The 23,485-nt window shown below is 42.7% G+C and carries 19 protein-coding genes; 12 read left to right on the top strand and 7 right to left on the bottom strand.

Annotation, left to right across the window (positions count from 1 at the left end; all coding sequences use genetic code 11):
• Positions 1-33: 33 nt before the first annotated feature.
• Both IRJ18_RS00815 and IRJ18_RS00810 read right to left on the bottom strand, forming a co-directional pair.
• Positions 34-1,155, bottom strand: a complete 1,122-nt coding sequence (locus tag IRJ18_RS00815) for an ABC transporter permease (RefSeq protein ID WP_194104304.1) — start codon at positions 1,153-1,155, stop codon at positions 34-36.
• 85 nt (positions 1,156-1,240) lie between these two features.
• The gene (locus tag IRJ18_RS00810) at positions 1,241-2,005 is read right to left on the bottom strand and encodes an ABC transporter ATP-binding protein (RefSeq protein WP_194104303.1); all 765 of its coding nucleotides are present in this window, start codon (positions 2,003-2,005) and stop codon (positions 1,241-1,243) included.
• 164 nt (positions 2,006-2,169) lie between these two features.
• On the opposite strand from IRJ18_RS00810, the gene IRJ18_RS00805 reads away from it, so the two are divergent.
• From IRJ18_RS00805 to lysS, 3 genes are all read left to right on the top strand, one after another.
• A complete protein-coding gene (locus IRJ18_RS00805; protein ID WP_194104302.1) occupies positions 2,170-3,423 on the top strand; it encodes a YdcF family protein in 1,254 nt (417 codons plus the stop codon).
• Positions 3,424-3,470: 47 nt separating this feature from the next.
• Entirely contained in the window at positions 3,471-3,767 is a 297-nt protein-coding gene (gene trxA, locus IRJ18_RS00800; RefSeq protein WP_194104301.1) for a thioredoxin, read from the top strand.
• A gap of 214 nt (positions 3,768-3,981) precedes the next feature.
• Positions 3,982-5,703 (top strand): lysine--tRNA ligase, encoded by a 1,722-nt coding sequence (gene lysS, locus IRJ18_RS00795; RefSeq protein ID WP_194104300.1) that lies wholly within the window; start codon positions 3,982-3,984, stop codon positions 5,701-5,703.
• Positions 5,704-5,770: 67 nt separating this feature from the next.
• Here the strand turns inward: lysS and IRJ18_RS00790 are convergent, their stop codons facing one another.
• Positions 5,771-5,995: a hypothetical protein gene (locus tag IRJ18_RS00790; RefSeq protein WP_194104299.1), complete on the bottom strand. Its 225-nt coding sequence runs from the start codon at positions 5,993-5,995 to the stop codon at positions 5,771-5,773.
• A 50-nt stretch (positions 5,996-6,045) separates the two neighbouring features.
• Positions 6,046-7,089 carry an NAD(P)-dependent alcohol dehydrogenase gene (locus IRJ18_RS00785; RefSeq protein ID WP_194104298.1) on the bottom strand — a complete coding sequence of 348 codons (1,044 nt, stop codon included), beginning with the start codon at positions 7,087-7,089 and terminating at the stop codon, positions 6,046-6,048.
• Between the two features lie 207 nt (positions 7,090-7,296).
• On the opposite strand from IRJ18_RS00785, the gene IRJ18_RS00780 reads away from it, so the two are divergent.
• From IRJ18_RS00780 to IRJ18_RS00760, 5 genes are all read left to right on the top strand, one after another.
• Positions 7,297-8,175 carry a glycosyltransferase family protein gene (locus IRJ18_RS00780; RefSeq protein ID WP_194104297.1) on the top strand — a complete coding sequence of 293 codons (879 nt, stop codon included), beginning with the start codon at positions 7,297-7,299 and terminating at the stop codon, positions 8,173-8,175.
• A gap of 11 nt (positions 8,176-8,186) precedes the next feature.
• A complete protein-coding gene (locus tag IRJ18_RS00775; protein ID WP_194104296.1) occupies positions 8,187-8,972 on the top strand; it encodes a DUF5672 family protein in 786 nt (261 codons plus the stop codon).
• An 87-nt stretch (positions 8,973-9,059) separates the two neighbouring features.
• Positions 9,060-10,895, top strand: a complete 1,836-nt coding sequence (locus IRJ18_RS00770) for an ABC transporter ATP-binding protein (RefSeq protein ID WP_194104295.1) — start codon at positions 9,060-9,062, stop codon at positions 10,893-10,895.
• A 12-nt stretch (positions 10,896-10,907) separates the two neighbouring features.
• Positions 10,908-11,669, top strand: coding sequence for a glycosyltransferase family 2 protein (locus IRJ18_RS00765; RefSeq protein ID WP_194104294.1), 762 nt, complete (start codon positions 10,908-10,910; stop codon positions 11,667-11,669).
• Positions 11,670-11,678: 9 nt separating this feature from the next.
• A complete protein-coding gene (locus IRJ18_RS00760; protein ID WP_194104293.1) occupies positions 11,679-12,770 on the top strand; it encodes a glycosyltransferase family 4 protein in 1,092 nt (363 codons plus the stop codon).
• Here IRJ18_RS00760 and IRJ18_RS00755 read toward each other — a convergent pair whose 3' ends face one another.
• Both IRJ18_RS00755 and IRJ18_RS00750 read right to left on the bottom strand, forming a co-directional pair.
• Complete coding sequence (locus IRJ18_RS00755; RefSeq protein WP_194104292.1) at positions 12,771-13,619, bottom strand: hypothetical protein; 849 nt, start codon at positions 13,617-13,619, stop codon at positions 12,771-12,773. It lies immediately after the preceding gene.
• Between the two features lie 61 nt (positions 13,620-13,680).
• The gene (locus IRJ18_RS00750; protein WP_194104291.1) at positions 13,681-14,772 is read right to left on the bottom strand and encodes an acyltransferase family protein; all 1,092 of its coding nucleotides are present in this window, start codon (positions 14,770-14,772) and stop codon (positions 13,681-13,683) included.
• A gap of 201 nt (positions 14,773-14,973) precedes the next feature.
• On the opposite strand from IRJ18_RS00750, the gene IRJ18_RS00745 reads away from it, so the two are divergent.
• Positions 14,974-15,936, top strand: a complete 963-nt coding sequence (locus tag IRJ18_RS00745; protein WP_194104290.1) for an O-fucosyltransferase family protein — start codon at positions 14,974-14,976, stop codon at positions 15,934-15,936.
• 80 nt (positions 15,937-16,016) lie between these two features.
• On the opposite strand, the gene IRJ18_RS00740 is transcribed toward IRJ18_RS00745, so the two are convergent.
• On the bottom strand, positions 16,017-16,694 hold the full coding sequence (locus IRJ18_RS00740; RefSeq protein ID WP_194104289.1) for a porin family protein: 678 nt from the start codon (positions 16,692-16,694) through the stop codon (positions 16,017-16,019).
• Positions 16,695-16,905: 211 nt separating this feature from the next.
• On the opposite strand from IRJ18_RS00740, the gene IRJ18_RS00735 reads away from it, so the two are divergent.
• The 3 genes from IRJ18_RS00735 (at position 16,906) to IRJ18_RS00725 (ending at position 23,480) form a co-directional block, all read left to right on the top strand.
• The gene (locus tag IRJ18_RS00735; RefSeq protein ID WP_194104288.1) at positions 16,906-18,621 is read left to right on the top strand and encodes a glycoside hydrolase family 3 protein; all 1,716 of its coding nucleotides are present in this window, start codon (positions 16,906-16,908) and stop codon (positions 18,619-18,621) included.
• Between the two features lie 148 nt (positions 18,622-18,769).
• Positions 18,770-21,946, top strand: a complete 3,177-nt coding sequence (locus IRJ18_RS00730) for an ATP-dependent helicase (RefSeq protein WP_194104287.1) — start codon at positions 18,770-18,772, stop codon at positions 21,944-21,946.
• Positions 21,947-22,082: 136 nt separating this feature from the next.
• Positions 22,083-23,480 (top strand): M28 family metallopeptidase, encoded by a 1,398-nt coding sequence (locus IRJ18_RS00725; protein ID WP_194104286.1) that lies wholly within the window; start codon positions 22,083-22,085, stop codon positions 23,478-23,480.
• Positions 23,481-23,485 lie beyond the last annotated feature (5 nt).

Genomic DNA, 23,485 nt, shown 5'->3' with positions numbered 1-23,485 from the left:
ATATCCGCACATCTGCACATCTGCACCTTTACATTACTCCCATTTAAAAGTCTTAATCGCTACTGCATATATCACGATGCCCCAAATAAGCAATATTAGTAATTGATGGGTAACATCACCAAGTCCCGCGCCTTCAAAAGCCACCTTACGCATGGCGTTGTTAAGATGGGTAAGCGGTAATGCTTCGCTTAATGGTCTCAGCCATTTTGGGAAAGCCGAGGTGCTAAAAAACGTGCCTGATAACAGGAACTGCGGCAGCGTAATAATATTTGATAAGGGCGGTACTGTACTTTCGTTTTTAGCAATGCCTGAAACAGTGAAGCCAAAACCCATAAAAATAATCAGGCCAATAAACGATAATAACAGCATATTAAGCACGGTTACAACCCCATGTATCAGCGTAAAGCCAAACAGCGAATGCCCTATCAAAATAATAATTAAAGCGCCAGCCAGGGCAAATACAATACGTGCTATCATTTCGCCCAATACAATGCTGTAGCGCTTAACCGGGGTAGCAAAAAAGCGTTTAATTACCAGCGTTTGGCGCAAACTAAGAAACACGAAAGCCGTACCAAACACCCCCGAGCTTAACAGCGAGAAGCCTAATTGCCCCGGCAAAATAAAATCGATGTATTTATACTCGCGCCCGCTTACAGTAGTTTCTTTTAAATCCACTATTTTAGGTAACTGAACGTTAGAATAACTTTGGATTTTACTCAACACTGCCGACTGCACCCTGTAAAAAATATTGTTTAAAGCCGATTGCAGAATTGGCCCCTTGCCCGATGCTTTGCTATACTTCACATCGATGCTGAACGGGGTCATTTGCACATGGGGTTTAATATCTATCACCGCGTCAAGGCTGCCTTTTGCCAGGTTTTTATTCATCTCATCGGCAGTTTGTGTTTTGATAAGGTTGATCAGCGGGTTCTTTTTCAGCGCCTGGTAGATCTCGTTAGTAGTATCGCAGGTTTTAGATACGCCTACATCAACGCTTACACCACTGCCGCCAATGTTGGCAAACACCACAATAAATATCAGCGGGAAGGCTAAGGTAAATACCACAGCCGATGGGCTGCGCAATATGGAACGTAAACTTGCCCGGGCAATAGCCAGCGTGGCGCGTAGGTTGCTATATGTTTTATTATTAGTCATAAGTCGTAAGTTTAAAGTCGTAAGTCATTTTTGGGATTATCTATCATTGCTGAGTACTTAAAACTTAAGACTCAGAACTTTCGACCTATCCTTCCCGCCATTCCTTACCTGTTTTGGCTATAAATACATCTTCCAGATTAGCTTCTTTAACTTCTTTTCTACGTTTAAAGCCGCCCGCTATCAGTTCATCTATAAAATGGTCGGGCGTATCAATACCAATAATGTGGCCGCCATCCACAAAAGCTACGCGGTCGCATAATTCTTCCGCCTCATCCATATAGTGAGTAGTAATAACTACCGTAGTCCCGTTATCCCGTATCTGGCGTATCAGGTCCCAAAGGTTACGGCGCGCTTGTGGGTCAAGTCCGGTAGTCGGTTCATCTAAAAAAATAATCCGTGGGTTATTGATCAGCGTAGTTGCGATAGAAAACCGTTGTTTTTGCCCGCCCGATAGGTCTTTGTATTTGGCTTTGGCTTTATCGGTCAGGGCCACTTTTTCCAGCATTGTTACTGGCGATATATTTACGCCATATAAACCGCAAAACAATTCTATCAATTCGGTCAGGTTCAGATTGGGATAATAGCCCGCTGCCTGCAATTGCACACCAATGCGCTGCTTAATGCTGTCGGCAGCGGTTTCAATATTAAAGCCATCTACCGTAATGTTGCCCGATGTTTTATCCCGTAAAGTCTCGATGATCTCGAGCGTAGTGGTTTTACCTGCACCGTTAGGGCCAAGCAGCCCGAAGATCTCGCCTTCGTAAACCTCAAAACTAATGCCTTTTACGGCGGCAAAATCGCCGTAGTTTTTCACCAGGTTATTTACTGTTATAATAGGTTGTTGTGCCATGATGTAAAAATGGTGTACAAAAACCATATTTCCATAAACTTTTCGGTGAATGGCAGAATTTTTACCGTGAGTGGTTTTGAAGGAAAGCTTAAAGGTGAAAGCTAATTGAATTTTGAAATCTTAAACTTATATTCCCACCTTTGCGACTGCTCAAAACATTACTTATGTTGTCGAAAAAACTATTCTTATTCCTGCTTAGCTGTACCATTGTACATTTTACCGGCTATACCCAACAACCCAATCCGCATTATCAATTGAAAGGCAACAATTATGTTTCGGCAAAAAATTATTATTTGCTTACGCTGATGCAAAACACCCCGGCAGTAAAGCACTTATTAGAGAGCGATGCCGACCTGACTAAACTGGCCACAACTAAATTAAATGCGTTAAAAACATCGCTTAGCTGTAAAGATGCCGCCTGTTATACCGCTCAGCTAAAATTCAGCCCGGATGAGATCAGGCAAACAGGTGATAAACTGGCCGCGTTATATCAACCCGATAATGCGCTGGGCTTACTGGTAAAAACCGACCTGATCCCTTCAGGCGCGTATATTTTAAATAAAAACCTTACTCCGCAACAGCAATTGGTAAAAGCCTGGGAGCAGGATGCAGCGGGCGTAAATTATGCCATCAGCATTTATGCCGATGGTAAAAAGCCACCATATGCGGCTATTGATTCTATCAGTTTTAATGTAAGGTCTAAAACATACCCCGATGTACTTTTAGATGAGGCCTCTGTTGTTTTAAATGCGTGTAAAGACAGCAAATTGTTTTTTGAGCCGGTTTTGAATTATGCGCTACAGGCATTAGAGATTAACGGCCGCAACGATGCCGCCAATTTTGAACCATTGGCTGCCGGCCTTAATAAAAACGCATTAGTAAAAATTAAGCAAACTGTTTGGGACAAGTATAAATATTCATCCATATTGATATTAGGCGCCGGCCCAGGCGATTTAAATACGGCTATCAGCCCCATTGGTATGCTGCGCTGCCGCATGGGAGCAAGCCGCTATTTTTCAGGATTGGCCCCTTTCATTATCGTATCAGGCGGCATGGCGCACCCTTACAAAACCAAATATTGCGAGGCCCTGGAAATGAAAAAATACCTGGTGAACAATTTACATGTACCCGCCAATGCCATTATTGTAGAAACGCAGGCGCGGCATACTACTACCAATGTGCGTAATGGGGTACGGTTAATTTATCGTTATGGAATACCTTTCAATAAACCGTTTTTAACGGTCAGCAGTAGAAGTCATATCGAGTCGGTAGGGGTAGCTATGGCAGCCCGGTGTTTAAGAGAACTAAAATATGTGCCTTATAAAGTGGGTAACCGTTACGATGATAACGCCTGGGAACTGTACCCGGCTATTGAGGCCTTACAGATAAACCCGATGGAACCGTTAGACCCACGATAGCAAAACCATCCCATGCACCATTTGTTACTTAAGTAAAAACAGCAGCTATGACAACATTTGCAGATCTGATAAAATCCGACAAACCTGTGCTGATAGATTTCTCGGCCGAGTGGTGCGGGCCATGTAAAATGATGGCGCCGATACTAAAACAGCTAAAAGACATGGCAGGTGAAGATGTCAGGATAATTAAGGTGGATGTAGATAAGAACCCTGCCGCTGCCAGCGCCTATAATGTGCAGGGCGTACCCACGCTTATACTGTTTAAAGACGAACAAATTAAATGGCGGCAAAGTGGTGTAGTACAGGCGGCTCAATTAAAACAGATTGTAGATCAGTATAAATAGATTTGCTGTAAAAAATATTCTGAGCATTGTTTAGGTAGCTTCTTTCCTCGTCAAAGAAAGAAATGTAATGCATTTCAAAACCTAAGAGGTCTATCCCTGTAAAGGTGACATCGCCATTAAACTTCGTAAAACTCCCTGGTTTACTGAATACTGGTTTGGGCTGAGGCTAAAAAAACCTTACTTTTGCCCCCTTTAATAATATACCCAACAAACAATGAGTATTGCCCTATCCGAACAGGAAATTATACGTCGCGAATCGTTACAAGCATTACGTGCTTTAGGCATTAACCCTTACCCAGCCGAAGAATATAAGGTAACTGCCTTTGCAAAAGATATCACCGATAACTTTGAAAGTAAATCTGGTGCTTATAAGGAAGTAGTAGTTGCCGGCCGTATTATGGGCCGCCGTATTATGGGCAGCGCGTCGTTTTTTGAACTGCAGGATAGTACCGGCAGGTTACAGATATATATTAAACGTGATGATATTTGCCCCGACGAGGACAAAACTCTATACAATACCGTTTTTAAAAAACTACTGGATATTGGCGATTATGTCGGTATAAAAGGCTACGTATTCCTGACCCAAACCGGCGAGATATCGGTGCACACACAGGAACTGACCATCCTGTCAAAATCCTTGAAACCATTGCCGGTAGTTAAGCGTGATGAGAATGGAAATATTCACGATGGCTTTACCGACCCCGAAATGCGCTATCGCCAACGCTATGTTGACTTAACAGTTAACCCCGAGTTTAAAAATATTTTTATTGCCCGTTCAAAAGTGATCAGCGCTATGCGTAGTTATTTTAACGAACAAGGCTGGATGGAAGTAGAAACCCCGATATTGCAAGCCGTACATGGCGGTGCCGCCGCGCGCCCGTTCATGACGCATCACAATACCCTGGATATGCCGCTGTACCTGCGCATAGCTAACGAACTGTATCTAAAAAGGTTAATCGTCGCGGGCTTTGACGGTGTTTACGAGTTTGGTAAAATGTTCCGTAACGAGGGCATGGACCGTACACATAACCCCGAATTTACCGCCATGGAAATATATGTGGCCTATAAAGATTATGTGTGGATGATGGCTATGGTGGAAGAGTGTTTAGAGAAAGTAGCCCGCGCCGTGCATGGTGTAGCCGCGGTACAGGTTGGCGCTAACGAAATAAATTTTGCAGGCCCGTACGAGAAACTTTCCATGTACGATTCTATCCTGAAATATACCGGCATCAACGTATCTGAAATGGACGAAGCCGCCTTACGCCAAACCTGCCGCGACCTGGCTATTGAAGTTGATACTACAATGGGTAAAGGCAAGCTGATAGACGAGATCTTTAGTGCCAAAGTGGAAGCTAACCTGATACAGCCAACATACATTACCGACTACCCTATTGAAATGACCCCGCTGGCCAAAAAACATCGTACCAAAGATGGTTTGGTTGAACGTTTTGAGCTGTTTGTGAATGGTAAAGAAATAGCCAATGCCTATTCTGAACTGAACGACCCTATTGATCAGCGCGAACGCTTTGAAGACCAATTGTTGCTGGCCGGCCGCGGAGATGAAGAAGCCATGGCTATGGACGACGACTTTTTACGCGCTTTGGAATACGGTATGCCCCCAACATCGGGCCTGGGTATTGGTATCGACCGCCTGGTAATGCTAATGACCAATCAAAGCACCATACAGGAGGTGTTATTCTTCCCGCAAATGCGCCCTGAAAAGAAAGCCAAAGTAGCAACTGCTGATGATTTTATAGCCGTAGGGGTACCTGCCGAATGGGTACCTGTACTCAACAAAATGGGCTTCAATACGGTAGAAGAATTAAAAGCAGCCAACCCCAATAAAGTATTTAACGACCTTGGCGGTATGCGCAAAAAATTAAAACTGGATATTACCATGCCGGTAAAAGAGGTGGTAATGGGCTGGTTTGAGTAAGCCTTTCCAGCTTCAATAAAAAGCCGGATCAAGACTGATCCGGCTCCGCATTATAATATATATCACTTTAATTGTCGTCTGCTGGTGTTGCATCGTCTAAATTCAGTGTGTACGATGGTTCAGCCGCCTTTGAAGCTTGTTGCAGGCGGTCGGCATCAGCTTCTCCATCGTCTTCATCCGGCTCGGCAAAGTCATCCAATCCATTTGAATGGATATCTTTCTGGCTTTGCTGGTCGTCCGCTTCTGATGGGTCGGCGTCGTTTGTTGGGATATCGTCTTCTGGGTTAATCATAACTTATTAATTTATCTCAATAACAATAATACATGCGGGTTGTTTTAACACTATAAGGTAGCCATATCAATTACAAACCTGTACCGTACATCACCTTTAAGCATACGATCGTATGCGGTTTGAATATCTTTAATGTCGATCATTTCAATATCCGATACGATATTGTTTTCGGCACAGTAATCCAGCATTTCCTGAGTTTCGGCTATCCCGCCAATGCCCGAACCAGCTAAGCTTTTACGGCCACCCAATAAGCTAAACGCGGTAATTTCTGCCGGTTTGGGTGGAACACCTACACAAATGTGCACGCCATTAGTACGTAACAACGACAGATACATGTTGAAATCGTGCTCGGCAGATACGGTGTCTAGTATAAAATCAAAGGTGCCTCTGGCCGCCTTAATCTGTTCAGGGTCCGTAGTTACCACAAAGTGATGCGCCCCTAATTTCTTAGCATCGGCTTCTTTACCGGGCGAAGTACTTAATACAGTTACATCAGCACCAAAGGCTACGCCAAACTTAACTGCCATATGACCCAGTCCGCCTAAACCTAATACAGCTAATTTGTGGCCTTTGCCCACTTTCCAATGGCGCAACGGCGAGTAGGTAGTAATACCCGCGCATAATAAAGGTGCAACAGCAGCCAGGTTAAGTTTTTCGGAAATATGCAATACAAAATCTTCGTTTACCACAATAGTGTTTGAATAACCGCCGTAGGTTGGTGTTTTTTTATCCTGCTCTAAACCATTATAAGTTTGCGAGTTGCCGTTCAGGCAATATTGCTCCAGGTCCTGCTTGCAGTTCTCGCACACACGGCACGAATCAACCATACAGCCGGTACCTGCCAGGTCGCCTACTTTAAATTGCTTTACATGATCGCCTACCTTTACTACACGGCCAACAATTTCATGACCGGGCACCATAGGGAATATACCCGGGAACCAATCGTTCTTGATCTGGTGCAGGTCTGAGTGGCAAACGCCGCAAAATAAAATATCAAATTGCACATCATGTGGCCCAACATCGCGACGCTCGAAAGTCCACGGCGCCAGTGGGGTATGCTCATTCTGGGCCGCATAAGCTTTTGTCTTAATCATAGGAAGTATTTTTAATGGTAAATATTAATCGGGGGCATTCCTTATCACAAATATACAAGTGTATAACCTGCGCACAATGGCAGGAAACAGCTAAGTGCAGGTATGACTTTAGGATTACTTTAGGATGAACCGGGTAAAGTGATTCTTGTTTTAAATGAAATAATGTATAATCCCGAAAACCTATATTTGTCCTCCAAATCCACACGCATGAAGGTTGCCGGTTTTACTTTTATAAGGAATGCTGTAAAAAATGATTATCCTGTTGTGGAGGCCATTACTTCTATTTTACCTATTTGCGATGAGTTTGTAGTAGCGCTTGGCAACAGCGATGATGGTACCGAAGAACTGGTGAAAGGCATCAATTCACCAAAGATCAGGATCATTAATACCACATGGGACGAAAGCATCCGCGAGGGCGGGGCAGTGTTTGCGGCAGAGACGGATAAGGCTTTCGCGGCTATATCACCCGATGCCGACTGGGCCTTTTATATCCAGGGCGATGAGTGTGTGCACGAAAAATACCTGCCGCTGATTAAAAAGGAAATGGAGGATAATCTTAACAATCCTAAAGTTGAAGGCTTCCTGTTCAAATACCTGCACTTTTATGGATCGTACAGTTACTATGGCCACTCGCGCCGCTGGTACCGCCGCGAGATAAGGGTGCTGCGCAATAACAAAGCCGTCCATTCCTATCGCGATGCCCAGGGTTTCCGTTGGGACGGCCGCAAAATAAATGTGAAACTGATTGACGCTTATATCTATCACTATGGTTGGGTAAAGCCCCCAGCCGGGTTAAAGAATAAGCTGCGCAATTTTAACCAGTTTTATCATGATGATACGTGGCTGGCCGAGAACTTACCCGAAACCTACGAATTTGATTACAAGAATGCCGACCGGCTGGTGCATTTCACCGGCACACACCCGGCAGTAATGCAGAAACGCGTAGCAGCTACCAACTGGAATTTGAACATTGATTTAAAAGCGCTGCATAAAAAAATGAACTTTCGCCGCAAGGCATTGCAAAAAATTGAGGACCTTACCGGCTGGCGTGTAAGCGAATACCGCAACTACAAAATTGTAAAATAGCAGTTATCGATATGAATAAGGTAGCTATTATAATTCCCTTTTATAAAGACACACTATCGGCTTACGAGAAGATTGCGCTGGAACAATGCCAGCGGGTATTGCCTAACTATACCAAAATTGCCATTAAGCCTAAAAGCTTAACCCTTCCTGCCGAAACCGGCCTGATTAACCTAACAGACGTCGTAAGCTTTGATGATGATTACTTTAAATCCCTGGCGGGCTATAACCGCCTGATGCTTTCGGCCGAATGCTATAAGCAATTCCTTAATTACGAATATATCTTGATTTACCAGATGGATACTTTTGTTTTCAAAGACGAATTGAACCAATGGTGCAACCAGGATTGGGACTACATTGGTGCACCATGGATACATAAAACTTATCATAAAAGTGCGGTCGGACTGGCGTTTTATAAAGCCAAAAAAACCGTGATGCATGCGTTAAATATCCCCAGCAAACACATTTTTGAAGGGAAGGTGGGTAACGGGGGCTTTTCGCTGCGCCGCACAAAAAAACTTTATGACCTGTGTATCAGTATGAAGCCTACTATTGATCACTACCTATCGCAAACCGGCAACATTTATAATGAAGATGTATTTTGGAGTATTGAAGTGAACCGGGAAACAAAACAGATGAATATTCCTGATGTAGATACCGCACTCCAATTCGCATTTGAGGTACCACCGTTAAAATCCCGTCATTATAATAAGGCTAATTTGCCATTCGGTTGTCACGATTGGGACAAATACGATGATTTTTGGCGCCCGATATTCAAGCTGTACAATTACGATATTTAAACAACGTTTAATTACCTGCTTTATCGCTGCTTATTTTAATAGCATTAACCAGCGTTATTTAATATTTTTGCAGACTTATTTTATTAAATGAAGACTTATTTCAGGCTGCTCTCTTATGCTAAACCCATTGAGAAATTTGCCATCCCATATATTATTGTTACTCTGCTTGCTATTATATTTAATACGCTTAACCTGACATTGCTGGTTCCACTGTTACAAACCTTGTTTTCGGGCGACAAAACAACAGCGATAGCCAAAGCATCTACTGCAACCAAACCTGCATTAACAGATCTTACCGCTACCTTTAACTATTATATACATTACATGATAGATCATTATACAGCCTGGGCTACTCTCCAATATGTTTGCGCTATATTGGTTACATCGGTAATATTGAGCAATCTGTTTAGGTATGCGTCACAACGCATAATGGAAAATTTAAGGGTGCACACCCTCTTAAATTTACGCAAGGCGGTTTTTGATAATGTCATGGATCTGCATCTGGGCTATTTCAACAATGAACGTAAAGGTGACATTATATCAAAAGTTGCTTCAGATGTGCAGGTGGTACAATTTTCAGTCACCGGTACGCTACAAGTTGTTTTTAAAGAACCTGTACAGCTTATATTTTACATAGTAACGCTTTTCCTGATAAGTACCCAGCTTACGGTTTATTCATTATTAGTGATACCTATATCTGCTTTTATTATTTCACGTATTGTTAAGCGGCTTAAGTCGCAGGCTATAGCGGCACAAAACAGCTACGCCAATATGATCAGTTATCTTGATGAGGCTTTATCTGGCATAAAAATCATCAAATCATTTAATGCTTCCACCTTTATTAAAAATCGTTTCAACCAGGAAAATAAACGCTATTCCTCTATCTCACGCTCAATGGCTAAACGACAGCAATTGGCTTCGCCTGTTTCGGAAACATTAGGTGTTGCAATGATTGCCTGTATTGTGTTATATGGAGGCTATTTAATCTTACATAATGACTCCAGCGGATTGAATGGTGCAGCATTTATAGGTTATATTGCTCTCTTTTCACAGGTTACGCGACCTGCAAAAGCTATATCTGATGCATTTAGCAATATTCACTCTGGCATTGCAGCAGGCGAACGTGTGCTGGCCCTGATAGATGAAAAACCGTTAATAGAGGATGCAGCTGACGCAATCGCAATTACAGAATTTAAAGAAGGCATTCACTTTAAAAATGTATCGTTTGCCTACGGAGAGAAAAATGTTTTATCAGAAATTAATTTTAGCGTACCTAAAGGGAATACTATAGCCTTGGTCGGCCCATCGGGCGGTGGTAAATCGACATTGATGGATCTTATCCCAAGATTTATCGATCCTAATTCCGGTGCTATTTTTATTGACGATAACAATATTAAACACATTACCGCTCATTCTTTAAGATCATTGATTGGTTTGGTGAACCAAGAATCTATCCTGTTCAACGATACCATTTTTAACAATATAGCCTTTGGTAAACCCGATGCAACGATGGAACAGGTGGAAGCAGCCGCACGTATCGCCAACGCGCATAATTTCATTTTAGATACCGACCAGGGTTACAATACTAATATTGGCGACCGGGGCACCAAATTATCAGGCGGTCAGCGCCAACGCATATGTATTGCCCGGGCGGTATTGGCTAATCCACCTATTATGCTGCTGGACGAAGCTACTTCGGCCCTGGATACAGAGTCGGAAAAATTGGTGCAGGACGCCTTGAACAACCTAATGAAGAACCGCACATCGCTTATTATTGCCCACCGCTTAAGCACCATACAAAACGCCGATACAATTGTGGTGCTGGAGGAAGGCGGGATAGTTGAACAAGGCAATCATCAGCAATTAATGGCTGCTAATGGTTTATATCGCAGGTTGATAGATATGCAAACTTTTACCAGTTAGATATATTACACGATGACAACAATAACGGGAAAAGATAATAGCCATCACGAAAAAATATCCATCATTATAGTAACCCTGAATGCTGCCGCCGATTTGCAAAAATGTTTGGACAGTATCTACGCCCAGCGTTACCCTGCCATTGAAATTATTTTAATGGATGGGCTGAGTACTGATGGTACTGTAGATATTTTAAAAGCCAATAACAACCGCATTGCCTGCTGGAAAAGTGAAAAGGACAGTGGTATATACCAGGCCATGAACAAGGCATTGGACTATGTGACCGGCGACTGGGTATATTTTTTAGGTGCAGATGATGTGTTATATGATGATTTTTCTACCCTGGCCTTTATGCTGAAAGACCACGGCATAATTTATTATGCCAATGTAAACTATCAGGGTCAGAAATATCGTGGGGAAGTTACTGCTTACCAGCATGCCAAAGGTGCTGTTTGCCACCAGGCCATGATCTATCCTAAAGAGGTTTTTGTTGACGAACATTTACGCTTCGACCCGAAGTATAAAATATCAGCGGACCATGTGCTGAATATGCAGGCCTGGCGCAAGTTCCGTTTTGTTTATCACGATCTGACCCTTGCTTTTTTTAATGATACTGGCGTATCTACCCAATATCTTGATGGCGCTTTTGAGCGCGATAAAAAGAAATTGATATTTAAATACCACGGTTTTGTAACCGGCATGCGTTATATGATAAGGTTGTGGAAGGAACGTAACAAGCCACAGAACTACAAAAAAATAAAACCCACTAACGATTAACAGCACAACGTGAAAGTATTATTCGACCATCAAACATTCACTATTCAGCGATATGGTGGTATTTCACGTTATTTTGCAAACTTAAATCATGGGCTTAACCTTATTCCCGGTATCAGTGCTAAAATTGCACTGCTGTATACCGAAAACGAATATGTGAAGCAACTGCCTTTCCCATTCAATAACGCGCTTGGAAGAAAACTTTTCACGGGTCACTACAACCGCATTTACCGCTGGAACAAGCGTTACTGTATCCGGAAAATAAAATCGGGTAACTTTGATGTTTTTCATCCTACTTACTACGACACCTATTTTTTAGAAGACCTGCGGAAACCCTTCGTGCTCACCGTGCACGATATGATCCACGAGTTGTTTCCTAAGCAATTTACTGATAATGATGCGGTTGTAGCACGTAAACAGCAATTAATAAATGCCGCAACTGCTATTATTGCCATATCCGAACATACCAAAAAAAATATTGTTAAGTTCTACCCCCACGTAGCTGACAAAATAAAAGTTATACACCACGGTTACCGGTTTGAAGCTGCTGAAAAACACACTGCTACTAAGGAAAACTATATTCTTTTCATTGGCGAGCGGGTAAGCTATAAGAATTTCCCATTGTTTGTGGAAGCTGTTGCCCCGCTGCTAAATCAGGATAGGTCCCTTAAACTAATCTGCGCTGGAGGTGGGGGCTTTAATGCAGATGAGCAGCAACTTTTACAGCAGTTAAATATCACTGCACAATGCCGGCAAACCAATGCCACTGATGCCGAATTGAAACAATTATATGCGCAGGCGCAAGTATTTGTTTTCCCATCATTAATTGAAGGATTTGGTATTCCGCTGCTGGAGGCATTTAGCGCCGGTTGCCCAGTTGCTGCCAGCAACAATACCTGCTTCCCCGAAATTGGCGGCGATGCCATTGCCTACTTTAACCCTGCCGATAAAACCAGTATATATAATATTGTAAAAGAAATCCTATCGGATAATGCCACCCGGAATAGCTATATCCAAAAAGGATATGACCGCCTGAAACTGTTTACCATTGAAAAGCAGGTAGCTGAAACCCTTAACCTTTACCACGAAACAGCTTCAAAGTAATTACCCCGGAATATGGTTTTTGGGATGCCCCGCTTTATAGTACAAATAATACCGGGTAGGTTCATAATGGTTTTCGGCAGTAAATGGCGCTTCAAACAAATCACCTATTAGATCCTTCCGCACAAAAAAAGCATTAGTCCCGGCAAACGAACAGCTTACAAGGCAATAGCCTTTTTTATCGGCCAGTTGCTGAAATGACAGTAACGAAGCCCCAAAGTAACTGCTCCCATCGCCCGATGTATCACTTTTATATTTTACTATAAATTCAGTATCGGGCCTAAAGGTGGCATTATATTCAACAATTACTACACGTGGATTGAAGTTAGTTATTGCTTGCCAGATATAATAGTCGTTATAATCAATATCTATCGATAAAAGATCAAGCTCGGCAGGGGCGCCTGCGGAGTTGAATATCGATTCAATGTTTTCAGCAGTGATAAATTCGTTTTTTATCGTAAGCTGCCCATGCCCTATCATATCATTAAAAGTAGCCCTGATCTTATCGGCATATTGTGGGCTTCCTTCTATCCACAAGCCTTTCCAGCCCTTGTATAACAAGTTAAGCGTATTACACTCCAGGCCATCCTGCACACCAAACTCAATAAAATATTGGTTGGTGCTACCTATGCGGTTAAATATTTCCTGGATAATGCCATCCTCGCCATATTGCGAAAACACCTGGTATTCGTGTTTGTTCAATCGCTTGGAATTGGCATACTTGGGGTTTTGGTACAGGTTATTCTCCAGAAACTGTGCTACCTGTATACCGCGGTCGTCTTCGTGCTTACGCAGCATTAGGGTCATCAGGTTCCTGATTTGTGTAATTCTCTTTATAAAATTTAGTCCCATGTGAATTATTTGTAAAAAGCCATTTCAAGTGCAATTATCTAAACCATAACAGTAAATTTAATCAACTTTTAACAGTGTTACCTATTATCCATTTAAACCTTGTAGTATTTATGCCTTTCACAATAAAAAAGGTAACCACATACGTTATTATAAAACGGCTGTATTGATACGTACATATACCCGCCAATGACATATCTGCGGCATTAACCACATCCAAATGGATTAAAATTTCAGGCAAGATATTATATATAATGATATAGTGGATAAGGTAAATGCCAAAAGTGGTTTCACGGGGCTTAAAATAGCTGAGTAAATTAAAGTCGCGTATTTTAACCAACAAAGCAAACACTGCCAACGAATATAACAAATTAGTAACGCGCAGGGTATTATAAGGCTCGATACTATGCCGCTGCAAAAGCACATGGGTTTCGGCCATAGTTAAAGCCAATGTCATTAAAAACATTCCTGTAAAAACCAGTAACGGCATAGTACGTATTTTACGTTCAACCATCTCCCAATTTTTATGCATTTGTGCACCCAGCCATAAAAAAAACACAAAGCCAAACAACGCGGTAGTGTGTATGGGTTCTATCCATTCAAAATACACGTTTATACTATAAAACAAGGTACATGCTAATAACGCAACGCCTAATTTCCACGAATAAAGTCTGCGTTTAAACATTAGCAATATGCCTATGCATATTAAAAAGTTAATAATGAACCAATAATTAGAATACAGGTACACAATTTTCAATGTGCTTAGTAACGATGCCCAAACATCAAACGGATCATGATAAATACGCAACGCCATTACCGCCGATTTGGCCATAATAGCTATCAAAAATATCAACGACCAAATGATCCATGGCCTGAAAGTGTTTTTAAAGCGCCGCTTTAGATACTGGGCTGGTGTATATTCGGCAAATTTATCGCCCAATAGAAAACCAGCCAGCAAAAAAAAGGTTATTGTGCCAAACTTGGCCAACTGTATGTTTATCCCATAAGCCCAAAAACTTGCAGAATGGGTTTTAAAAATATAATCGCCAACGTTAAAGGCGTGATCGGCCACAATGCCCATCATGGCAATGCACCTAATGTTATCAATAAAGGTATAATTGCGTTTTGCCGGGGTATCGTTTATTAAATTCCGCATGTTATCAGGTGGCAAAAGTACGGTAAAAATCCATCTGCAACGAACCCGCCTTTTGCAAATAGGCCATACTGGTCAATTCGTCGGGATAAAATTATTAAGTCAGGTTTTATTTGGATATAATTGCAAAGCAGGATAATAGGCGGCGCCATCATTGTCGTCCGAGTATAAGCCTTCAGTTTATTAATTTTAATAGTACCGTAAATGGATAAGTTAGCGGCCTACAATAGGGTAAACCGTTCTTTCGCAAAAAAATACATTTTCAATTTCGGGTCAGAGGGTGGTTTCTATTCCGAATTGAACAATATGGTATTCGGCATAATTTATTGCCTGCAATATAAATACCGGTTCGTACTATACTCGGGCGATTCCAAATTTAAAACCGATAAAGGCTGGGAAGATTTTTTTGAACCCTTTTGCGATACCGTTGATTCCCCTTTTCTTAAAAAGTTTAACAAAAGGATGCAAAAGCCTAAAATTAAGGTGAAGCATTACCTGCAATGGTACCTTTTTAAGCTTTTTAATAAAGACACTTATTTAACCTACGACCTTTTTAACCTGCACTTCAATAAAGATTTCGAAAAAGAAACATTTGATTTTCCTGAACTTGCTTTAAAAGGAAACCTTAGGGATGTTTCGCGCGAAATTGTTAAAATGGTATACCGGTTTAATGCCGGTACAAAAGCCGAAATTGAAAAAATGATCGCTTCTGCCAATTTACCGGCTCAATACGTTTCGGTGAACATCAGGCGGGGGGATAAGGATACCGAATGGAACTTTATATCCGCAAGCAGATATATGGATGAAGTGACCAAGCGCACAAGCCTAAAAGATATTTTTGTTCTGACCGACGATTACCGGGTTATTGAAGACCTGCAAGCGGATTACCCCGATTTTCGATTTTATACCCTTGTAAACAAGGAAGAACGCGGGTATGTGCATGGAGATTTTATAAAACTAAGTGCAGAAAAAAAGCGGGAGGATATGATCAAATTATTCTCGTCGATTGAAATTATGCGCGCGTCTGTACTTTCAATTGGGGCCTACACCACAAACCCGGGGATATTTTTAGGCATGACCATGCCGGAAGACAAGTTTGTTAGTGTGCAGCGAACATCGTGGTATCAGTTTGAGAGGGACGATGTTGAAAAAGACAAGGTCAAATGACCCGGTTATTCGCATACATACTACAAAGGGCCTAAAGATTTTAAAATCTTTAGGCCCTCGTTTTTAATCAATGCAGAAGTTTACCAGAATTTAAAGCCTAAGCCAATTTGCCAAACCTGGTTACGATATTGCGGTGCGTATTGACCGTTATTATCGTTATTTTGCAAATCGAGCGTGTAACGGCCCCGTAATTCTACATTAGGACTAAGATCAATGCCTACGCCTACTACGCCGTCAATCAGGCTTTTGTTGTAGCCATCGGCATCGCGGTTGTACACATCCTCGCGGGTAACCACAAAACCCGAACGGTAAATGTTCTGGGTTGAAGTTAAGAACGAGATCTGTGGGCCAACCACTAAGTTAAACCCAGGCGCTAACTGCAATTTAGCCAGTAAAGGCACATCAATAAAATTGCTGCGCTGGGTAAAATCCCCATCAACGGTGTTAGCGCGGTAACCTTTTTGCGAATACAATACTTCGCCTTCAAATGTTAACGGTTTAATAATGGGGATATCCAGGCTACCGCCAATGTGTAAACCGGCTTTGGTATCGGTGCTGTAGTTGTTATTATCTACATTTACCAGGTTCGAGATGTTTACCCCGCCCACAATACCAAATTTAACGTGGTAAAAATCATCGCGCTGCCGCTGATAACTGTGGCCCTGATTAGGGTAACGCCGTGGCGATGGATAACGACGTTGAGCATTTACTGCACCGGCAGCAAGCAAGGCTATGGCCAAAAAAATAAAATTTTTCATAGTTGTTAACTTTTATAATAATTTATTATTGCTATAGAGTAACGCTTTGCTTAAAGGTTTATTCTACGCAATAAATTATCTGTTATTGACAAATAAATCAAAGGGTTTGTTTTTTTAATTCAATTCAAAGTATTAGGCTACATCAATTTGTTAAGCTTCGGGTTTGAAGCTAATTTTATTACTTTTACAGTTCATATCATTTGCTAACCATATGTACAAATATTTAATCTGCCTGTTATTTTTGTTAAGCATCTTTGGGTTTAACGTCTCGGCACAAAACCCTATCCCCGAAAGTATTCAACAAAGCCATTGGGTCGATTCGGTATTCAAAAAACTGAGCCGTAAAAGGAAGATACAACAACTATTATTTGTACGCGCACATACCAATTTGGGGCAGAAGTATGAAGATTCGGTAGCCAAGGTGATTAAAAAAGAGCAATTAGGCGGTGTAGTATTCTTCCAGGGCGGCCCTATGCGCCAGGCAGTACTCACCAATAAATACCAGGCTTTGGTAAAAATTCCTTTAATTGTTGCCATGGATGGCGAATGGGGGCTAGGTATGCGGCTTGATTCTACTATATCATACCCTTATCAAATGACTTTAGGCGCCATACAGGATAATACCCTGATCTACAAAATGGGCCAATACATAGGTTATGATTTTAAGCGTATGGGGATGCAAATGAATTTTGCGCCCGATATGGATGTGAACAATAACCCCAACAACCCGGTTATTAACTATCGCTCATTCGGTGATAATAAATACAATGTGGCGCAAAAAGGTATTGCCTACATGCAGGGGATGCAAAACGCAGGTATACTAACTACCGCCAAACATTTCCCTGGCCATGGCGATACTGACGTAGATTCGCACTTCGATTTACCGCAGCTTAATTTTAGCCGTGCCCGTTTAGATTCCTTAGAAGAATACCCTTTCCGCGAAGCTATCAAAGCTGGACTGAGCGGCGTAATGGTAGCCCACATGAATATCCCCGCACTGGATAGTACCAAAAACGTTCCGTCCACTTTATCCCGTCCTATCATCACCGGCATATTGAAAGACTCGCTTAACTTTAAAGGCCTTGTCGTGTCAGATGCGATGGGCATGAAGGGTGTAGTTAAATTTTTTCCTAACGGCGAAGCCGACGTACGTGCTTTTATTGCCGGTAATGATGTTTTGGAATTGTCAGAAAACTCGAAACGGGCAATGCGGATGATCAGAAAAGCTATACGCAAAGGCCAGATCGATCAAAAAGAATTAGATACCCGCGTACGTAAGGTGCTGGCCGCAAAATACCTGGCCGGTTTAAATTATTACCAGCCCGTTAATACGGATAACCTGGTGGCTGATCTTAACCGTGCCGATGCCCTTGACTTACAACAGCAGTTAAGCGACAAAGCCGTAACCCTGTTAAAAGGGGATTCACTTATCCAAAACCTCGACCCAACTAAGCGTACGGCTATTGTGAGTTTTGGCGCTACAGCGACTACCGTTTATCAACAAGACCTGACCAAAACATTTACCAACAGTAAGCTATATTTTGTAAGCAAAGAAGCACAAACACCCGATATAAGCAACATACTGCAAGATTTGAAAAGTTACGACCAGATCATCATCGGCATACATGATACCCGCCTGCGCCCCGGCAGCAAACTGGATTACAGCAGTAACCTAAAACTGATGATAGCCGACCTGGCTGCCTACCATAATACCGTTATCAGTGTGTTTGCCAACCCATATACTATTGCCGGTTTGCCGGGAATAGAAAAAGCAGGCGCTCTGCTGGCTTGTTACCAAAAAGAAGCACCATTGCAACATGCGGCAGCCAAAGTTATTACCAAACAAATTAAACCGGCAGGCAAGCTATCGGTAAGTGTAAATACTTATTTCCCTAACGGGTCTGGTATTGTACAGAGTGGGTTATAGGATTGTATAGTCCACGTCATTTGCAAAGTAAGACGCACGGCGGTTTCCTATAACCCTCACGTAATAACCCATACCCATTTTTGTAACCTGCTTTTGACATTTCAACGGCTGTATTACCTGTGCTTTTCTATATATTTACAGATACAAAATGCAGTCTACATACCAAAAATATCAACAGAAGTTTGAAGAAGTTTTAGCCGGTTTAAATGCCGAGCAGTTAGCCGCCGTGAATAAAATGGACGGCCCTGTGCTGGTTGTTGCCGGTCCCGGCACAGGCAAAACCCAGATACTGGCTGCCCGCATTGGCAAAATACTGCTTGAAACCGATGCCCAGCCTAACGAGATACTTTGCCTTACCTATACCGATGCCGGCGCGGTGGCCATGCGTAAGCGCTTGTTCGAATTTATTGGCCCCGATGCTTACCGCATCCATATCCACACTTTCCACGCTTTTTGTAACGAGGTGATACAGGAGAACCTGGAATACTTTGGCAAACTGAGTTTAGAACCATTATCCGATTTGGAATCGGCTATGTTGTTTCGTGAATTGGTTGACGATTTTGGTAGTAACCATCCCCTGAAGCGTTTTACGGGCGATGTATATTACGATGTGCCCCGCCTTCGGAGCCTGTTCAGCACCATGAAAAAGGAGAACTGGAACGAGGCACAGATTACCGCGGCGGTGAACGAATACTTACAGGATATCCATCTGAAGGATGGTTTCTTTTATAAAAGGGGTAACGCCACTAAAGGCATTAAACCCGGCGACCCTAATCAAAAAGAAATAGACAAAGCCCGCGACAGTATGGATAAATTACTGGCTGCTGTTGGCGAATACAAGAACTATCAGATAAAAATGAATAATCAAAGCCGTTATGATTACGACGACATGATTATTTGGGTGCTGAACGCCTTTCGCGAGAACGAGGATATTTTACGCCGTTATCAGGAGCGTTACCAATATGTTTTAGTTGATGAGTTTCAGGATACCAGTGGTGCGCAGAACGAACTGCTGAAATTTATTATCAGCTATTGGGATACACCGAACGTATTTGTAGTGGGCGATGATGACCAGTCCATCTTTCGTTTCCAGGGTGCTAACATGAAGAACATCCTGGATTTTGCCGGTGATTACGTAGCGACGCTGAAAACTATTGTGCTGAAGCATAACTACCGTTCCAATCAGCATATATTGGATATTTCGCGCTCGCTGATAGATAACAACCGCGAACGTTTAACCAGTCAGTTAAATTTAGATAAGAACCTGCAAGCTGCCCATCCAAGGTTTATGGAGGAGGTTATTGAGCCGGTTATCCGTGAATATGCTAATCCCGACCAGGAACTGGTAGATATAGCCCGGCAAATAGAAAAGCTGATAGCCAAAGGCACACCGCCGGGAGAAATAGCTGTCATTTACCGAAACCATAACCAGGCCGAAGACTTGCTGCATTACCTGGATAGCAAAAAAATAGCCGTAAATACTCGCCGCCGTATTGATGTGCTGACCGATCCTTTTGGGGAAAAGATCACTAATATATTGCGTTACCTGGCTGCCGAAATAGATACGCCTTACAGTGGCGATGACAAACTATTTGAGATATTGCATTACGATTTCTTCGACATCCCACCAATTGATATAGCTAAGGCCAGTATTGCGGTAGCAACGGAGAATTACAGTACCAGCAATAAAAACCTGCCAAAAACATCCCTGCGTAGGTATATCAGCGAAATGCGCATGCCATCGCAAATAGGCATGTTTGATGCGCCCCCCAACCAGGAGATCAAATACCTTATGCGCTATATTGATGATCTGTTAAAAGATTCGGTAAGTGTCACCCTACAGGAGTTCTTCCAGCAGGTGATCAACAAAATGGGAGTGTTAAAATACATCATGAAGCAGCCGGATAAAGGCAAGTTCATGCAAATGCTCACTAATTTCTTCGATTTTCTGAAAGGCGAAAGCCGAAAAAACCCTGAGATCAAACTGTCCGAATTTATAGGTATTATCGACCTGATGAAGAAGAACGGCATCCGGCTGGACCTGCACCAATTGATCTATTCAGACAATGGCGTAAACTTCCTAACCGCCCACGGTTCAAAAGGATTGGAGTTTGAGCACGTGTTTATGATTGGCTGCAACAAAAAAATATGGGATAGCAAAGGCCGCAACACCGGCTTTAGTTACCCCGATACTTTAATGCAGGCGCCCGCTAATGATATTGCCGAGAAAGAAGAAGCACGGCGCTTGTTTTACGTATCGCTTACCCGGGCAAAACAATGCCTTATGGTATCTTATTCGGCTAAAGATAAAAAGGAAAAAGACCAGGAAGCATCGCAATTTATTGGCGAAATACTGGCAACCACCCACCTTAAGGTTGAGTATCCGAAGATACAGCCTGATGATATGGTCGATTTTTATCTTACCCAGTTCACCGAAGCTGATAAGCCAAAAGTACAGCTGCTGGATACCAGTTATATTAATCAGCTATTACAAAACTATACGCTATCGGTAACCCACTTAAACAATTATTTAGATTGCCCGCTAAAGTTCTACTTCCAGTGCCTGATCAGGGTACCGTCAGGTAAAAGCCCCGCTGCCACATTTGGTTCAGCAGTACACGATGCTTTGAAACGGGCTTTTCGCAAAGTAAAGGATAAAGAGGACGAATTCCCGCCGGTTGATGAATTTATGCAGGATTTCCGCAACTACATTTACCGTAACCGTGATGCTTTTACCAAAGAAGAATTTAAACGCCGTTTGGATTACGGCGATAAGATATTGCCCGCGTATTATAACTTGAATATCCCTTACTGGAATAAAATAACACTGGTTGAACTGCCTGTTAAAAACCTGGAGATAGCGGGTGTACCGGTAAAAGGAAATTTGGATAAGGTAGAGTTTCACGGTAAGGACGTGACGATAGTGGATTACAAAACAGGCAAACTTAAAAACGCTAAAGACAAATTTTTGCGTCCCGGCGATGACATGTCAAACGGTGGTGATTACTGGCGCCAGGCGGTGTTTTATAAGTTATTGATAGATAACGACCGTACCAAAGACTGGCAGGTAGTAAGCACCGTATTTGATTTTGTAGAGCCTATTGCCGAAGGCGAATATCATAAGGAAAAAGTGATTATAACACCGCAGGATATAGAAGATGTAACAGCTCAAATTACCGAAACCTATCAAAAAATTATGGCGCACAATTTTGCTACCGGCTGCGGAAAAAAGGAATGCGACTGGTGCCACTTTGTACGCAGTAATTTTGAACAACCGGGTAGTATGCTGGAACTGGCAGAGGGAGAAGAAGGGGATAGAGATTAGAGGTTAGTTATAAAAACCAATTTGTCATTGCGAGCGACAGCGCGGCAATCTCGTAACTTAATTTGCGAACTACGAGATTACCACGTCGCTCCGCTCCTCGCAATGACAATACATTAACCACGACAAACTAAAAAATATGAAACATAAACTTTTACTCTTATTACCCCTGGTAGCAATTGGCCTCGGTAAATCCGCCGTGGCGCAAACTACCATCAGGCAGGACGCGGGCATTAAACAAATGTGCGACGAGGTATCATCGCAAAACATTGAGGCCATTGTACGCAAACTGGTGAGCTTTAAAACCCGCAACACCTTAAGCGATACTACCAGCAAAACCGAAGGCATTGGTGCGGCACGTAACTGGATAAAAAGCGAAATGGAAAAGTACGCCGCTGCATCGGGCGGGCGCATGAAAGTGGAATTTGACGCTTTCACCCAACCAGTAAGCATACGTGTTGATAAACCAACCGTGCTGAAAAACGTGCTGGCTATATTGAAAGGTACCGACCCTACAGATACCCGTATTTATGTAGTATCTGGCCATTATGATTCGCGCGTAACCGATGTGATGAATGCCAACGCAGTTGAACCCGGCGCGGTTGATGATGCCTCGGGCACTGCAGTATCGATGGAAATTTGCAGGGTAATGGCTAAACGTGCGTTCCCCGCTACTATTATTTTTATGGCTGTTCCTGGCGAAGAGCAGGGGTTGAATGGATCGGCCCATATGGCCAAACGTGCTAAAGATGAAAAATGGAATGTGGATGCTATGTTGAACAACGACATTGTTGGCAATACCCATGGCCAGGATAACGACCTGAAAGACAACACGCACCTGCGCGTTTTTAGCGAGGGTATTCCTACTATTGATGGTGCTGGCCGGGGTATGGATAGCCTGGCCTTGCGCCGCGCTAATGCAGCCATTACAAGCCTTATTAATAACGGTGGCGAGAACGACAGCCCATCGCGCGAATTAGCCCGGTATATTAAAGAAACTGCTGAACGTTATGTCGATCAGTTGGATATTAAACTCATTTATCGCCGCGACCGCTTTCTGCGTGGCGGCGACCATACTTCGTTCCAGCAACAAGGCTTTACCGCTATCCGCTTTACCGAAATGAACGAGGATTTCACCCACCAGCATCAGGACCTGCGCACCGAAAAGGGGATAGTATACGGCGATTTACCTGAGTTTGCCGATTATAACTACATACAAAAAGTAGCCCGGGCTAACCTTTCTGTACTGGCCAACCTGGCATCTGCACCAGCTGCGCCGGCGAATGTAGGTGTTACTACATCCGGGTTAACCAATAATACTACCCTAAAATGGGAAGCGCCAAAACAAGGTAAAAAACCAGCGGGCTATTACATCCTAATGCGCGAAACCATCAACCCTTATTGGGAAAAAAAGTTTTATGTTACAGGCAACGAAGTGACGCTGGATTATTCAAAAGACAACTACTTTTTCGCTGTGCAATCAGTAGATGCCGAAGGCCATGAAAGTTTGCCAATATACCCTAAGCCGGTGAGGTAAATAAG

Source organism: Mucilaginibacter boryungensis (assembly GCF_015221995.1).
GTDB classification, from domain to species: Bacteria; Bacteroidota; Bacteroidia; order Sphingobacteriales; family Sphingobacteriaceae; genus Mucilaginibacter; species Mucilaginibacter boryungensis.
The sequence above is the reverse complement of the archived record's forward strand: the minus strand, read 5'-3'. Positions and strand labels throughout refer to the sequence as shown.